Here is a 15,179-nt window from a genome sequence, read left to right as displayed (position 1 = left end):
GGCACCGCCGACGTCGCCGTGGTCGGCGTGCCGTTCGACTCCGGCGTCTCGTACCGGCCGGGCGCCCGCTTCGGCGGCAACGCGATCCGCGAGGAACTCACCGGCAAGATGACGGAGTCCGGCGCCCACGGCAAGGCCAAGGGGGCCCTGTCCGGCGCCGCGGAGACCGTTTCCGAGGCCTTCAAGCAGGCACGCGACGAGGGCCAGGAGCGTCAGGGCGAGCGGGCCGCGCGCAGGGGAGGGGAATAGCAGATGAGCACCTATGTCTACGGGATCATCCGCGCTGCCCACTCCCCCCTCCCCCAGGACCTGGACGGCATCGGAGACCCCCCGCAGCCGGTACGCGTGCTGCGCGAGGGCGAGCTGGCCGCGATCGTCAGTGACGCCCCCGAGGAATTGCGGCCCAAACGCCGTGACCTGCTCGCCCACCAGCACGTCCTGGACGAAGCCGGAGCAGACGGCGTGGTCCTGCCCATGCGATTCGGCAGCGCCTCGACCGACGACGACACGGTGACCCGGGTGCTCGCCGAGCGTGCGAGGCAATTCCTTGAGCGGCTGCAGACACTGGACGGTACGGCGGAGTACAACATCAAGGCCAACCACAACGAAGATGCCGTGCTCCATCTGATCATGGCGAGTCACGACGACATCCGGTCCCTGGCCCAGGCAAACCGTGAGGCCGGCGGCAGCACGCAGGAAGACAAGGTCCGGCTCGGGGAAATGGTCGCCGCCGCCGTCCAGGAACGCGAGGCCAGTGACGCAGAGCTGCTTCACCACGCGCTGGCACCGATTGTCCGGGCAGTCAGCGCCGGAGCGCAGAGCACCGGCTGGCTGGCCAACCTCTCCTTCCTGGTGGAGCGCCGTTCAGCGGAACAGTTCCTGACCGCGGTCGATGCATTCCGCCAGGAGCACCCGCACCTCGAGCTACGCGTCAACGGCCCGCTGCCGCCCTACAGCTTCGCTGAACCCCCCTCATCCCAGCAGGCCGAAGGCGGCACCACGGAGGCGTTCGGAAACGCAGCCGCCCAGTCAGACGGGTAAGAGGCCGCTGTCTCCCGGTCAGCGATCGCCTTCCGAAGGCTGCGTCCGATGCGCCCCTGGTCGTCGGAACGCGGTGACGTCTTCTGACGGCGTACGCCTCTGACGATAGGCACGGGTCCGGCACCTTGGCGAGCAGTACACGGCGTCCACCCGCTTGCGGCGCCCGCCCGCGGCCTCACCGACGAACCACCAGCCGTTGCTGATGGACGCCGCCGGCCTTCAGCGCGCCTGCCTGAACGACATCGTCTTGAAAGGCGAGGACTCATCGCCGCCGACCAGGTGGCCCGCAGATCAGCCTGGACGCTGCGCGCGAGTCTCGCCTGATGGCAGAAGGCCATGGACCGTATCCGTGACAAATTCGGGCCTGGCGCGGTCGGTCCCGCCGCCACCTCACCCACCCGTCGGGCGTAGTAACAAGGAGTGCTTGCTCTGCCGCAGCGTTAAGCCGACACGCGGTTCAGGAGTCCGGTGAACATGGGTCTTCAGGCGTAGCCAGCAGATGACGGCCATGCCGAGGGTGAGGAGCGCTCGTGAATATCGTCGCGGACCTCCCAGCGTATGCGTAGGCGGCGGGTAACTGGATAGGTGGTCGGTCAGCCTTGACTCAGGTCAGCCCTTCTGAGGCCACAGTGCCCGCAACGACCGGGGCGCCGAACAACTCGCCCAGCGCGGTAGCGGTGCGGTCCTTGGACAGGAACTGTCCGTGCATCAGGTACACCCCTGCGGCAGCCAGCCGCGGCCCGTACTGCACCGGAGCAGCCGCCCCCTCCGGGGCCGTGGCGCGGGCGGTCGTGCTGCAAGCACACCGGCAGGTGACCAGTTGGTGCTCGGTGACCTCCACACGTATGTGCTCAGGCAGGTCGAAGACCTGACGCCGCTCGACCCCGACCACCTCGGCATCCGCCAACTCCGCACCACAGCCCGCACACGGCCCCAGCGGCCGGTGTTCCACCTCGTGATCCGGGTCGGCAGCCTGCCGCAGCGTGACGTCTTTCTGCCCCTTCGGTCGCCCCGGACCCCGCCCGGACCTGCCCCGCAAGGACTTCGGGGCCGGCTTGGCCAAGCCATCCGAGGACGGCGGCTTCGCGGAGTTCTTCGAGTTCTGGCCCAGCCGGGCCTCCAGATCCACGATCCGGACCCGGGCGTCCGCCAACTCTGCACGCGTCGCCGCCAGCTCACTCCGCAACGCAACTACCAGCGAGGCAAGTTCCTCATAGGTGGGCGGCGGACTGACGGCAGACACGGCCCCGATGATCAACGAACCGGCCGCCAAGATCAACCCGCTCCGGATGAACCACCTATCCAGTTACGGCGGCGGAACCAGTACAAGAGAGCGTCCACCGCTTCGACGCCGCTGGTCGGCGTCGTGCCCGACGCCTGGTGGTCGTGCAAGCCGGACGCCTCAGGCGGCTGCCTCACGCTCGTCCACCTCGAGGACTGAGACGTGGCAAGGGCTGGGCTCGCGCGGCAGCAGTGCGACGCGGCCCAGCCCTTGTCGGTCAGAGGGCGCCGCCGTCAGAAGGCGCCGGTGCCGTTGGGTGTGCCAAGGCCGGTCGGCCCGTCGTATCCGGGCCGTGCGGTGCACAGGTAGCTGCCTCCGCAGAAGCCGTTGCTGCCCGAGGTGACGTCGTTGAGCGCCGACGTGTGGTGGTACGGGTACGAGCCGTTGACGACCTGAGAGGTGTTTCCGGCCAGTGCGTAGACGCTCGCGATGATCGGTGACGAGGCGCTGGTGCCTCCGACTTGGAGCCATCCGTCGGCACCCTGTGCGAGGCCGAGTTGAAGCTCGGTGTCGCACAGTGATCCGCCGCCGCAGTTGTTGTATGTGTCGTAGACCGCCACGCCCGTGTTGGGGTCGGCGACCGCGGACACATCGGTGACGGTGCGCTTGGCGCATCCGGAGTCATGTTGCCAGGACGGCTTCACCTCGTACACCGAACAGCCCGAGCCCGAGCCGCTCCAGGCAGTCTCGGTCCAGCCGCGCGAGTTGGACGCCTTGCTCAGCGAGGTGCCGCCCACGGCGGTGACGTACCGGGAGGAGGCCGGCCAGGAGACGCCGTAACCGGAGTCACCCGAGCTCGCTGTGATCGCGACGCCGGAGTGGTGGAAGTGCGAGTCGATGGCAGTGATGGTGTTGTCCTCGGAGCCTCCCCAGCTGTTGGAGACGGAGACGACGCCCGAGGTGGTGGCGGCGGTGTCCTCGGCCTTCATGAGGTCTGAGGTGTTCGCAGAGTTCGCCTCGACCAAGAGGATGTGGCAGCCGGGGCATGTTGCCGAGACCATGTCGAGGTCGAGGCTGATCTCTTCGGCCCATCCGTAGTCACCGGCAGGCAGTGGCGACGCATGGCCGTTCTGATTCACCTTTCGGAAGCAGCCGTTGGCGGTGGTGCATGACGGCAGACCGTAGGCTTTGCGGTAAGTGGCCAGGTTGGACTCGGCGTTCGGGTCGTTCATGGCGTCGGCGATCGCCACCGTCCGGCCGGACCCCGAAGTACCGCCCAGGTGGTAGGCGGAACGCAGATCGGACGGCACGTACCCCACCGTGGTCGGGGTTCCGGTGGTGAACGGTGACATGCGGCCCGAGGCGGTGCGGTGGGCCTTCAACAGGCCGAAACAGCGGGCCTGTCCTGCTTGTACGGGATGGGCGCAGCCGAAGTCCGTTGTAACCGCGGAGGCAGACGCGCGCGGAGCGGCCTGGACTCCGGTGGCCAGGCCGAAGGCGAGGGCGGTGACGGTGAGTGTGAGCAGCGCGGTGACGGCCGCTGCCATCCGCTGCACTCGGCGTCTCGGTCGGTGACGGTGAATCACTGAGGTAGCGGAGGGTATTTCGCGGTGGTGCATCAAGCCTCCGTGCGGTTTGAGGCGGTTCGGACGGGCCACGCAACGTGAAAAAGGGCATGGGCAGGCGGCACGTCAGATCGGCGGCAGATCAGATGGTTTCACCATGTGGTCGCCGTCTTGTGCTGGTCAAGGCCATGCCAATGCAGGTGTTGTGAGGCTACCGCGGTGAGTAAGTGAACCGCCGTTGATGCCTGCCTGTGTTATTGCCGATCCGGAGCGGATGGCCCGTCTCGACGTACGAGGGCGCGACCGCCGCGGCGGCATTCTCCATCAGCATCAACACGTCGCGTGAATTGCGCAGATGAGGTGATCGGAACGCGCAAGGCCGGCCACGGCTCTTTCGCCCGCCGATGGCTGGCGAGTCTTGAAAGCATGGGCTGCCAAGATCGGTAGCAAGACCCAGAGGCTTGAGATGGATGCCGGGGAAGTTTTTGACTGCCATCCATATAAGGAGGCGTCGCCGCCAATGCATGAGCGCCCTCCCAGGCCGTCTTGGGGCCGTGAGTGGGCGCTCAAGGGTGAGCAACGTCGGCAACTGCCGTCAGCTCAGCTGTAGGTAGCCAGGCTGCCGATCAGAAGGAGACGAAGGCGCCAGCCTGGTTGTACTGGCCGATGGCGCTCAGGGCCTCGTTCTTGACTGCGCCGGCCTGAGCCAGGACAGACGAGTCGCTGACCGCCGTGGGGCCGGCGATGACGCTGGCGTGCGGGCTCAGGCCGCCGGAGATCTGGTCGAGCTCGCCATCGGAGATCTCAACGGTCTGAACCTGGGGAGCGGAGTTCATGACAACTTCCCTTCGTGTGGATGTTCAACAAGGGTGCGGCCCCGCTGGGGACAAGCGCGGGCCTCGACCGCAGGCGCGCGACATGCGTTTCCGAATATCTTCATGCGACCCCGGCGGCGCAAAAGATCAAAGCACGGAGCGCACAAAGCATCCACTCAATCGGCGGCCCTGCCAGGAGAGTTAAGCGCACAGCTTGCACACCCGTGCAGGACTGAACACCAATTGGCGACAACCTCTCTACACACTGCAAGGCATCAGGAGATGACGGGTATTGCCACAGTGATTCCGAACCGGGCATTCCGCATCAATGGAGTACCATCCTGCAGGCTCGTGTGGGGATCCAACGCACTCGTGTCGCGATCGCGTATTTGATGTGCAGATCTCACTACGCCGCAGGGCGCACACAAAGGCGATCAAAGGCGCCTTGTGATCAAACAGAACGAATGGACCGAAAAGAGCCATAGCTCGTCACCGGTGCCAGCCATCAGACTGCGGGCCCGCCTCACGGACACGACCGGCACCGTCGGCAGGGCCCGACGACTCCATTCGGCCAGAAGCCATATGCGTCTCTGCATCTGGCTCCTGGCCGGTGACCTGACGGTTCCGTTCAGTCTCGAACGTGCCGTATGTGAACGGTGCGGTGCTTCCCTGAGCCGTCCTCGTACTGCACCGCGACGCCGGCCTTGAGCCAGAGCAGGGCGGCTGCGAGTGGCGTGAACGGGCTAAGTGCCTGGCCCTCCTCCGCGACGGGGCTCTGGGAGGTGATCTCGTACTCCTCGACATCCGTGGAACCGCCGAAGGTCAAACCCACCAGGCGCCCGGGGGCGACCGTCGCTTCCGCGGATGTTTGAGGGGCGGCAGGGGTTGCCCTGAGGAAGTCCTCCAGGAACGTGGCACGCTCCCGGAGCTGTTCGCGCCGCTTTTCCCATTTGCGCCGGTTATCGGCGCGGACCCGGTAATCGGCGGCGGTATCCAGGGGCTCTGGCTGCCGCAGGTACTCGCGTATCTGGGACAGCTCGTTCTCGGCACGTTGCCAGGATGTCCTGGCCAACGCTGTCACCGGGTAGATGGTGGCAGAAGGGGGCTCACTGCGCCGCGGAGCCGGCACGGTTCTGCGCTGCCGCGCGGCGGAAGCGGAATCGGGAGCAGTCCGGTTTCCGGCGACCCTGCCCGCGGCGGACCCCCGCGCAGGCCCGCTCCGTGGCGCGGCTCGTGACGGCGACACCTCCGGTTCCGCCGCGTCACCCTCGCCGGCTCCCGGGGCGCTGGGACTCCTATCGACGAGGGCTACCGCAAGTTCGACGGCATCGCGCAGCCGGGCCTCGGCACCGGACCGGTCGCGGTACCAGTCGGTGCCCCAGATCCGGTGCAGCTCCCACCCAAGTCCCCGCAGCACTCCTTCGCGCAACCGGTCACGGTCACGGGCTGCCTTCGAAGAGTGGTACATGGCGCCATCGCACTCCACTCCCAATGCGTACAGGCCCGGTCGGCGCGGATGCCGGACCCCCAGGTCAATGCGGTAGCCAGCGACGCCAACCTGAGGCTGCACGTCGTAGCCCCAGCCCCGCAGCACCGCCAGTACGGATTCCTCGAACGGGCTCTCCGGCTGGGCTTGCGGGTCCACCGTCTCTTCGGAAAGCACAGACGGACCGCTTTGCGCGTACCGCAGGTAGCGGGAGAAGTACCGGAAACTCTTGCTGCCGGTATCCCCCAACTCGTCCGGGTCGAACGAGGCCACGACCTCCACGCGGTAGCGTGCCCGCGTCACGGCGACGTTCAGGCGACGCCAACCATCCGCCTTGTTCATGGGGCCGAAGTTCTTCGAGAACTTTCCTTGGGCGTCACGGCCGTACCCGACAGAAAGGATCAGGACGTCCCGTTCGTCGCCCTGCACGCTCTCCAGATTCTTGACGAAGAAACCGTTCAGTCGGTCTTCGGAGAAGCACTCATCGAGGTCGGGCCGACTCCGGCGTGCCACGTCCACGGCGTCCTGGATCGCGACGGCCTGCGGCTGGGACAGCGCGACCACACCCAGCGACCTGCCCTTGCGCGTACTGAAGTGGTGGATAACCCGGCGGGCCACCTCCTCAGCTTCCCCAGGGTTGTTCCGAGCGGCAGACCCCGGACGGTAGACGCCTTCCCTGGCGCGATAGAAGGCGACACCGACATCCGGACCCTCGGCATGGGCCCCTGGGAACGTGGTCATCGACTCGTCGTAGAATTCCCTGTTGCTGAATGCGATCAGGGCCTCGTGTCGGCTGCGGTAGTGCCAGCGCAGCGACAAACTGGCCAGCAGCCCGCTCGCCTTGCACAGATCCAGCACGGAGCGGAACTGATCGGGCGCCTCATCGTCATCGCTGTCCTCCTCGTCATCACCTGTGGAGGAGAAGAACTCGGTGGGTGGGAGCTGCTTCTGGTCACCGGCCACGATCAGCGCCCGACCACGGTAGACACAGTTGATGGCGTCCTGCGGCAGCACCTGCGACGCCTCGTCAAAGATCACCACATCGAAAACGAGGTCAGGCGGCAAAAACCGGCTGACCGTAAGCGGGCTCATCATGAAGCACGGCTTGATCAGCGGCACCGTCTCCCTGGCCGACTCCAAAAGCTCCCGCACCGGCTTGTGCCGACTCTTCTTCTCGCCCTCTCGCCTGAGCAACGCCGCACCCGGCGAGTCCATGGTCCGGGGGCGGCGGGCGTCACACGTCTGGATGACGCGGGCACGGGCGTAATTGGCCAGTCTCACGTCCAATTCCCGGAAGTCGGCCACCAGGTCGTCGCGGTCCGCTGATCGGGGGGTTCCCAGCCGTGGATCACCGGACAATTGAAGATCAGCCCAGGCGCGGAGAGCCGCACGTTCGACCAGCGCCGGGAAGTCGGCCGGAGCAACCCCGCGACGCACCGCCCGGTCCACCAGATCACCTAGGCCCAGATAGTCCAGGGCACAGCGGCCTTTGTCGTAGGCACGCCACTCGTCAGGGCCGCCCGGATCGCCGTCCAGAACCGCGAGCACGCTCAAGGTCGCATCCTGGCCGCGGGAGAAAGACCTACGGAGTTGCTCCGCACGTTCCGGACGAAACAGATCCGCCAACGCCTCTCTCGCCCGCGCCCATGCGTCTGCAGCCGCTTCCAGTTCGGTGTCGGCTTCCGTGTGATACAGGATCTTGGCGGCCGACGCACTCAGAGTCGCCGTGCCCTTAAGCCCGCACGCCTTGCGCAGAGTAGTAATCCAGTCGAGGGCGGCAGTCAGGTCGGATGCGCTGGTGCTCCGGCCCGTGTACAGGTCCCCGAGCAGTGCCCGGTCATCTTCCGCTCTGGACTCGAACTCCACTCCAGCAGTACGCGCCGCCCGTACGGCATGCACACCGGCGCGTGCTGCAGAGAGAGTCCAAGCGCCCACCGCCGCTGACGCCGCCCCGCTCGCGACGGCCGTTTCCTCCACCATCCGGATCAGCCGCTCAGCCGCCCGCAGAGGTGCAACATGTGCACGGCTCCACTTCGCAGCAGCTGCGAGGCTCCCCACTTCCAATTCATACGATGGCCCGGGCGCAGGTGGAAGCACCAGGGAGTCCCGCCACTCGGCCAGCCGGGCAGCTGCCCGTTCAGCGGTGTTCCTCGCCGCAGGGCGCGGTTGCCCTCCGGAAGCCACCTCGCGCGCCAGAGCATCCTGGTTCACCACTCGGGGAGCGAGCCTGAGGATGTCGTCGGCTCGTGCGATCAGGGAATCCAGGCCATCAAAATCGGTGTCCTCGCCCCGCCAGTGCCGGCCAAGGACAGACGCATGGCGACTGGTCTCAGCATTCAGTGTCCGTGCCGCCTGCTGCCAAGCCACTGCCGCCGGCAGCGCGGCCACAACCGCCTTGCCGCATTTACCGCCCTCAGGCAGAAGCGACCTGACCAACCGTCGGTCGGCCCGACACGTCGAGGACAGCCTTGCGGTGAAGGACCGGTGCACGGTGGCAAAGCGGTGCGTGACCTCCTCGAGAGACTCCTCCTGCAACACCCGGTCCGTGAAGACCCCTTCGGCCTTCCCCCGAGCCGCACGCAGCCGCATCACCGCTTCACGCAGCACCTGTGCTGCAGCCCTGGCGTCGGCCACTCCCTCACGGGTAAGCCATGCCAGCAGCGGTTTAGCATCATCGGGATACCCGGCAAGAGTGGCGAGGCGGCCCAAACGAAGGGCGTCATCGCAGGACTCGGGGGCAGGCAGGCCATACATGGCGGCAACGGCCGCCAACGACTGGACCGCCTCATCGAGTGCCACGGCGTCTGCCTCAAGGCGGTCACCGAGCTCACGGGCCGCGTCCGCAGTGAGCACGCTGATATCGATGGCCGCGGGCACCAGAGCCGTCAAAGCGGTCTCCTCCGTGCTCGGCGCGGGATCCGCCTCGGCCGGCAACCGATCCCATGCCGCGCCGAGAGTCAGTTCCGCCGACCGTTCGGCTTCGATCACCTTCTCGCAACGGCGCTGGAAGCCCGTCACTACTGTCACCAGACGTTGGTGATCGGCAGTCAGCCAGGGGCCCGGCAGTGCCGGCCGAGCGCCCGCGACCTGCAGCAGCGCAGTCAGCCGAACGGTGTCACGCACTCCCTCCCAAGCAAGCTCAGCGAGGAGATCCGTGTGCGGCTGCAGCCTCGTATCGAGTTCGCCGAGAGCTTCCGTGGCGAGTTCGAGCGTCTGCAGCGGGTTACCAACGCCTGTCAGCCCGTACCAGGTGAAGGCCGCACCCTCCAAAGCCGGACGCCACGACCTGCTGACCTGGCGGGCTGCCACAATCGCCTGGTCGAGTCCCTCGGCCGTGAGCACCGCCGCGTCGAAAGCCGGGTTCACAGGCAGCGCATGAGAACCGTTCAGCAGTGAAATCCTGCCCAAGACATCGTGCAGGCTCATACCGAGCCCGGACCGGGGCTCGTTCATCGCCGCCCCGTACCCCGATAGTTCCTGGCGTAGTTGTCGAGCGCGCTGAAGGTCCGCCCGGGCACCCCCCGACAAGGTGCGGCGAGGCGCTTGCAACGCCCGGCCGAGTTCCTGCGCCACCTGCTTCCGGCCCGTGCTGTTGCTGTGCAAAGCCAGAACGTAGTCATCGAGACCGACGTCACTCAGCCGGTTGCGGACCACGTCCAGAGCGGCCGCCTTCTCGCTGACGAACAGCACGGTATGGCCCTTCTCCAACAGACCCGCGATCATATTGGTGATCGTCTGGCTCTTGCCGGTGCCGGGCGGCCCGTCCATCACGAAGCTGCGGCCCTCCAACGCAGCAGCGACGCACTGCCGCTGGGAAGAGTCCGCATCGAGCACCAACGGGGCAATTTCCGGCGGCTGGATCTCGTCGATACGATCGACGCCCGCCGGTTCGAAGGCAAAGGTCCCAGGCGCGATGCCAGAGTCGGCTCCGAGTCCAATGGCGCGCACGAGGGCGCTGGCCTGCACCCGGCCTGCATTGTCCAGGAGGTCCCGATACATGACCTCCTTGCTCGAGTTGAACGTGTCCAGCACAACCCGATTCGTGACCTTCCAGCCCCGCATGCCCGCCACCGCACGCCGAACCTGCGCGATCAGGGCTGGAATGTCACGTTGCTCCACCTGTTCCACACGTGGCCAGTCAACGCCCAACTCGCCCATTTTGATGGCGAGGGCAGGATTGAGCGCCGGCTCCTCATCTGTATTGGCCTTCAGGACGTACGAGTCCCCGCGTCGCCGTTCCAGCATGACCGGCACCATCACCAACGGCGAACTGAAACTCTTCTCGGCAGACGCGGCCGGCGTCCAATCCAAAAAGCCCACACCGAGATGAAGCACCCACAGTCCGTAGTCGTTGTACTTCTCCCGCGCAACCAAGGCGAGGCGACGCAGATGCCGGTCTTGTTCAGCCTGCGTGGCCTTGGACGTCGTAACCTTTACAGCCGGGCGGTTGCTGCCGACTCCTGCCCGCGACGCGGGAGTGTCGAGCGGCCGGGCGCCAGCGACGGAACCGGCCGGAAGCACCCTGGCGCCCTGCACCAACCCGTCCTCCGGCCCATCTTCGCGCACATCAGCGAACGCACAGCCACGGACAAGCCCTTCCAGCACCGTGGACAACCCGGGCTCGACCACATCCATACCCGCGGACGAAGGACGGCGCTGGTAGTTGAGCAGCCGGTTACGGAAACTCAGGTCGATGAGCGAGTCCCGCCATGAGGCGAGCAGCCTCTCCAGCCGAGCCCGATCCGTAGAAGACAGCCTGCCCTGCGCGGTCATACAGCGTAACTCCCTCACTGATGCAGAGGTGAAGGTAGTAGACGAAATCGGCCAAGCATAGCGGTGCAGCGCAACGATGTCTGGGGGGCGGTGCAGGGCCATCTCCCCGAGCAGCGGCCTTAGTTGCCACAGTGAGATCCGGCCGCGCCCCGAACGCCCGCCTACAGCGCGGGTGGGAACTCGGCCACTGAGCGGCCTCCTCCACCACCCGCAGCGTCCCCCCGGCCTTGTCGGGGTCCTGGTGGCTGGTCCAGCCGCGATCAGCACCGTCGAACACTTCCATGAACCGCACCCCGGCTTCACGGGCCCGGTTCAGGGTGCCCGCGTTGTAGGCCACGGCGCTCTTGCGAGGATGGCGGCCTCCACCCACGCCCGCACCGGCATCCGCGCCCCACCCCGGTAGATGACGTAGGTGAGCTGATGTTCGGCGGCCAGTCTCTCGGCCAGGGCTTTTGCCGCCTGCAGCGCAGTGGTGTGGCCGGCGGCCAGCAACGGCACCTCACGGCGTGCCGCATCCCGCACAGCCCGGTAGAACTGGGCGGCCATACGCTACTCCTCCTCCGAGCGGCGCAGGAAGTCGGCGTAAGAGTCGGAGGCCAGCGACTGCAGGGCCTCGGTGTGGATCAGCGTCCACGAGAAGTGCCCGCCCACAGCTGCGGCTACCGCCCGGGCGCCCTCCTCGTACAGGTGGGGAAGCTGCCGGGCCACGAACGCGCGCGCTTCGGTGTCCACACGCCGCTGGAAGTCGAGGATCGCGGCCTGGAACTGGGCGAGCCGGTCGGCGACCATCCGGGAGCGGGCGTTGTCACCGATCGCGGCCAGCACGGCGGACGGTGGGGTCAACACTGAACTTTAAGGAACAGACCAGCCGCCTCACCCAAGTGCCGTGGGGTGGGGCGGCGCCGCGCGGTCCCGCACCGTCCGTACGGCGCTCGGCCACCTCTTGGCGTTTGGTGGCGGTGGGCGGTCTGTTCCTTAAAGTTCAGATGCGGGGTCGGAACCGAGTGGAGGGGTGCAGTCCTTCCGCGGGAACCTTCCGCGGAATCCGCCACGCACCGGCCGGACCGGGAGAATCCTGACGAGTGCAACGACGGTGAGCTGCTTCTGCGGAACGCTGCGCACCACCGACACCGAGGGAGACACACATGGGGCGGGTCAAGACACGCAAGGGGGAGACGTCGGGCGTACGCCCGGCTCGTGTCGGAGAGGGCGACGCCGTCCGGAACCTGCTCGCGGAAGTGGCCCGGGATGAACAGGACCGGATGCAGCTGGCAGCGTCCTGCCAGCTGCTCGACAACGGGGTCGACACGGCCCGGTTCGCCGAGCCGTTCCGCATTCTGGTCTTCGAGCGGCGCCGCACACTGCTGGGCGCGGTGCTGGTGCAGGCTGGCAGCCTCGGCTCGAAGCCGGGCGACCACCTGGCCGAGCTGGAAGCGCACCAGAACCTGTACGCCCAGCAGACTGGTATGCAGGCCAAGATGTTCGCCCGGGTCAACGCGGTCACCGCGCACCGGGCCTTCATGACCGTGACGCCCGCCTCCCGCGGACAGGGCATCGGCCGGCAGCTGGTCCGTGCAGCCGCCGACATCGAGCGCCACCGCGGCCGCCGCATGCTGACCGGCTACGTGTGGGACGACGATCTGGCGCGCATGTACGAGCAGTGGGGGTTCATCGTCTCCCCGCCGGAGACGGCCGGGTTCTCCCTGCGGGAGAAGGTCGGCAACCTGTACGCGCCCTCCGCTGCCGCGCTCAGCCTGACGGAGGGCTCCCGCCTGATCGTGCTTGGCGCGCAGCTGGGCGACGGCGGCGTCCAGATAGCGGGTGTTCCACAGCACGACCGCGTTGAGGACGAGGCCGAGGGCGGCGAGCTGGTCTTATCCGAACTAGCCCAGCTCGGCGGCAGGTCCGCCTGCGAGCAGTCGTTCACCACGGAAGTAGTGGTTAAGAAGTTGGGTGGACGGGTTCCGTCGGACGTGTCGCGCACGTCGTCCGCACGCTTCGCGGTCTTACTGGGAGAACGCGTAGGCCCGAACGGGGTCGAGGTGTAGTTCGAAGGGCCCGAAACAGTCGGCCGCGAGGGTCGCGACCGGAGCGCCGCAGGGGCACGGGTGTGAGTAGTTGAGGTACAGGAAATCCCGGTGAGAACGATCATGGGCTTGATCAGCGAGTTCTCTACGTCTCGAACGTGAGCTGTCCGGAGGCTTCGAGCGCTGCGCGGCGGGCTTCGGCCCGGGTGCGGGCGTAGTGGTCCTGGTCGTAGTGCGGGTCCAGGTGAGCCCAAAAGCGGCAGTGGGGTGATCTTGAGCAGGTGGGCTGTGGGGCTTCGGCCCGACGAGCGTTGTCTCCGCAGGCCACGGCTACGGGTGCACCGTGGACGGCCAACACCGTAGCCAAGGCGCAACGCCGCCTCAGCGCCCCGGCTACACTCCGACTTCATGACGACGATCTACAAGACCCAGGAGTGGAAAGGCCACGGGAAGCAGAACTACTACTGGAACGAGTACAGGCTCGAAGGCGACACCGTCGTCAAGTACAAGTGCCACCGGCAGAAGTTCTTCGACGGCGATGAGAACACCTGGCAGGAGGACGAATCGTTCCAGGAGTCCTGGGGACTTGACGAGCCGAGCATGCCCGACTGGCTGAGGCGGTATCTCTGATCGCGGGTGTCGGGCGGGGTGCGCGGGTTTCTTCGGGATGCGGGCAGCGGTGATCGCCGGGTGGCCGTCCGGTGCGGGGTCTCCGAGGTCTTTCGGGTTGTGGGTGGACAGGGCGGTCGCGCGGGTCAGGTGACCATGCGCTGTCCGGTCGTTGTCCACAGGTCGGTGAAGTCGTCCTGCCAGCGCCAGCGTTCGGGCAGGTGGAGGGTGACGCGGCGGGCTCCGGTCGCGATCCTGGCCGGCCCCGGTGTCCTACCTCTGACCCACGGTGCAAAGTGACCGTGATAGCGATGCCGTGGGTGCCCGGTCTCGGGACATCGGTACAGCGGTTGGCGCTGAGAACGATCATGGTCCGGGAGTGAGCGTGCTGACCCGGTTCTCGTACTCACGGCGGGCCTTGCGCTGAGCTGGGACCGCGGGGAGGCCGTGGCCGCCGTCGAGCGGCTGGCAGCGGGCGAGGAACTGGCGGTGTACGGAGGGCGCGGCGGTGACGCGCAGGGTGTAGCCCTGGCCGCGCCGCACGGTCACACCCTGGTCGAACGCGGCTCGCTCGACGGGGTCCAGCTCGGCGGTGCGGAGGAAGTCGGCGACCTTGCCCGGCATGTCGAGGGTGACCGGCAGCTCCGGCGCTGGACCCTCTTCCTTGATGGCGATGTGGTCGGGCAGGAGGTCGCCGACGGCCGTGCGGATCGCGCCGCGGCTGACGCCGTGGTCGCGGGCGAGGGCGGCGATCGAGCGGCCCTCCAGGTACGCGGTGCGTACGTCGGCGGTCTTCGTGGCCGCGACGGCGGGGCGGCGTCCGCCCTTGTTGCCCTTGGCCTCGGCGGCGCGCAGTCCGTCGTAGGTCAGCTCGCGTTGGAGGTCGCGCTGGAGTTCGCCGGCGGCGGCGAGGGTCTGGAGCATGAACTTCACGGTGGACAGCAGTTCTCCGGTGCGCGGGTGGCGGGCGGTGAGGTCCATGGCGGAGAACGCGCCGTCGTGGATACGCAGGGCGAGCTGGTCGCGGTGAAGGACTTCGAGGACGTCGAGGATGTGCTGGTTGCCGCGCACGAGACGGAACATCTCGGAGATGTGCACGGTGTCGCCCGGCCGGGCGTACGTGAGCAGTTCGCCGAACTTCGGGCGCTGGAGCGGGTGGAGGCGGCTGGAGGTGCCCGCCTCTTCCTCGAACACCCGCGGGGCGCCGATCCCGGCTTCGGCGAGGACAAGATCCTGGCGGGCGGTCGACTGCTGGTCGGTCGACACCCGCTTGTAGACGAGATTGGCCACGCTGTTCCCCGCTTCTGCCGCCGCATCGGACCTCGGGTGTCATCTAACCCTGTCGTCAGCCGCCATCGGATCTCATTGGATCGGAGCCGCCGTCAGGGCCCGGAAAGTCCGGGTCCATTGGACGCCCGCCGTCCCTGTCGTCATTCGATCGTTTGACGACAGGAGAGAAGCGGGGCAGGCGACCTGACGGCCCGGATCACGGCCTGTCAAAACTTCTGACAGCAACACCGGTTTCCTGGTCCGCTCCTACTCGGACCCCCACCCCTCCATGAGGCTGAGCTGCGTGCACGGCTGCTCTCCCAGTCCCAGCCGGACGCGAAAGGTTATGACCGTGGCTGACCTCCAAGCGGC

The 15,179-nt window shown here is 67.2% G+C and carries 10 protein-coding genes and 2 pseudogenes; 4 read left to right on the top strand and 8 right to left on the bottom strand.

Features of this window, described 5'->3' with window-relative positions; translation table 11 throughout:
• Positions 1-249: arginase family protein (locus tag ACWEN3_RS24890; protein WP_452974981.1), on the top strand; the 249-nt coding region annotated here is incomplete at its 5' end.
• Positions 250-252: 3 nt separating this feature from the next.
• A complete protein-coding gene (locus ACWEN3_RS24885) occupies positions 253-1,041 on the top strand; it encodes a GvpL/GvpF family gas vesicle protein (protein WP_452974979.1) in 789 nt (262 codons plus the stop codon).
• A 604-nt stretch (positions 1,042-1,645) separates the two neighbouring features.
• Here ACWEN3_RS24885 and ACWEN3_RS24880 read toward each other — a convergent pair.
• The 6 genes from ACWEN3_RS24880 to ACWEN3_RS24855 all read right to left on the bottom strand — a co-directional run bounded on the left by ACWEN3_RS24880 (position 1,646) and on the right by ACWEN3_RS24855 (position 11,745).
• A complete protein-coding gene (locus ACWEN3_RS24880; RefSeq protein ID WP_452974977.1) occupies positions 1,646-2,314 on the bottom strand; it encodes a DUF6444 domain-containing protein in 669 nt (222 codons plus the stop codon).
• Positions 2,315-2,556: 242 nt separating this feature from the next.
• Entirely contained in the window at positions 2,557-3,810 is a 1,254-nt protein-coding gene (locus tag ACWEN3_RS24875) for a S53 family peptidase (RefSeq protein WP_452974975.1), read from the bottom strand.
• Between the two features lie 644 nt (positions 3,811-4,454).
• Entirely contained in the window at positions 4,455-4,664 is a 210-nt protein-coding gene (locus tag ACWEN3_RS24870) for a hypothetical protein (protein ID WP_452974972.1), read from the bottom strand.
• Positions 4,665-5,271: 607 nt separating this feature from the next.
• Positions 5,272-10,902, bottom strand: coding sequence for a DUF4011 domain-containing protein (locus ACWEN3_RS24865; RefSeq protein WP_452974970.1), 5,631 nt, complete (start codon positions 10,900-10,902; stop codon positions 5,272-5,274).
• Positions 10,903-11,214: 312 nt separating this feature from the next.
• Complete coding sequence (locus ACWEN3_RS24860; protein WP_452974968.1) at positions 11,215-11,448, bottom strand: hypothetical protein; 234 nt, start codon at positions 11,446-11,448, stop codon at positions 11,215-11,217.
• Between the two features lie 3 nt (positions 11,449-11,451).
• On the bottom strand, positions 11,452-11,745 hold the full coding sequence (locus ACWEN3_RS24855; RefSeq protein ID WP_452974965.1) for a hypothetical protein: 294 nt from the start codon (positions 11,743-11,745) through the stop codon (positions 11,452-11,454).
• 302 nt (positions 11,746-12,047) lie between these two features.
• Between ACWEN3_RS24855 and ACWEN3_RS24850 the strand changes: the two are divergent.
• Positions 12,048-12,515: pseudogene (locus ACWEN3_RS24850) on the top strand (GNAT family N-acetyltransferase); the annotation flags it as partial.
• A gap of 174 nt (positions 12,516-12,689) precedes the next feature.
• Here the strand turns inward: ACWEN3_RS24850 and ACWEN3_RS24845 are convergent.
• A pseudogene (locus tag ACWEN3_RS24845) lies at positions 12,690-12,776 on the bottom strand (Tn3 family transposase); the annotation flags it as partial.
• 561 nt (positions 12,777-13,337) lie between these two features.
• Here ACWEN3_RS24845 and ACWEN3_RS24840 point away from each other — a divergent pair.
• Positions 13,338-13,559, top strand: coding sequence for a hypothetical protein (locus ACWEN3_RS24840; protein WP_200692523.1), 222 nt, complete (start codon positions 13,338-13,340; stop codon positions 13,557-13,559).
• Positions 13,560-13,904: 345 nt separating this feature from the next.
• Here ACWEN3_RS24840 and ACWEN3_RS24835 read toward each other — a convergent pair whose 3' ends face one another.
• Complete coding sequence (locus ACWEN3_RS24835) at positions 13,905-14,828, bottom strand: recombinase family protein (protein ID WP_452974962.1); 924 nt, start codon at positions 14,826-14,828, stop codon at positions 13,905-13,907.
• Between the last annotated feature and the right edge of the window lie 351 nt (positions 14,829-15,179).

The sequence above is a fragment of the Streptomyces sp. NPDC004561 genome (assembly GCF_053602155.1).
The sequence above is the reverse complement of the archived record's forward strand: the minus strand, read 5'-3'. Positions and strand labels throughout refer to the sequence as shown.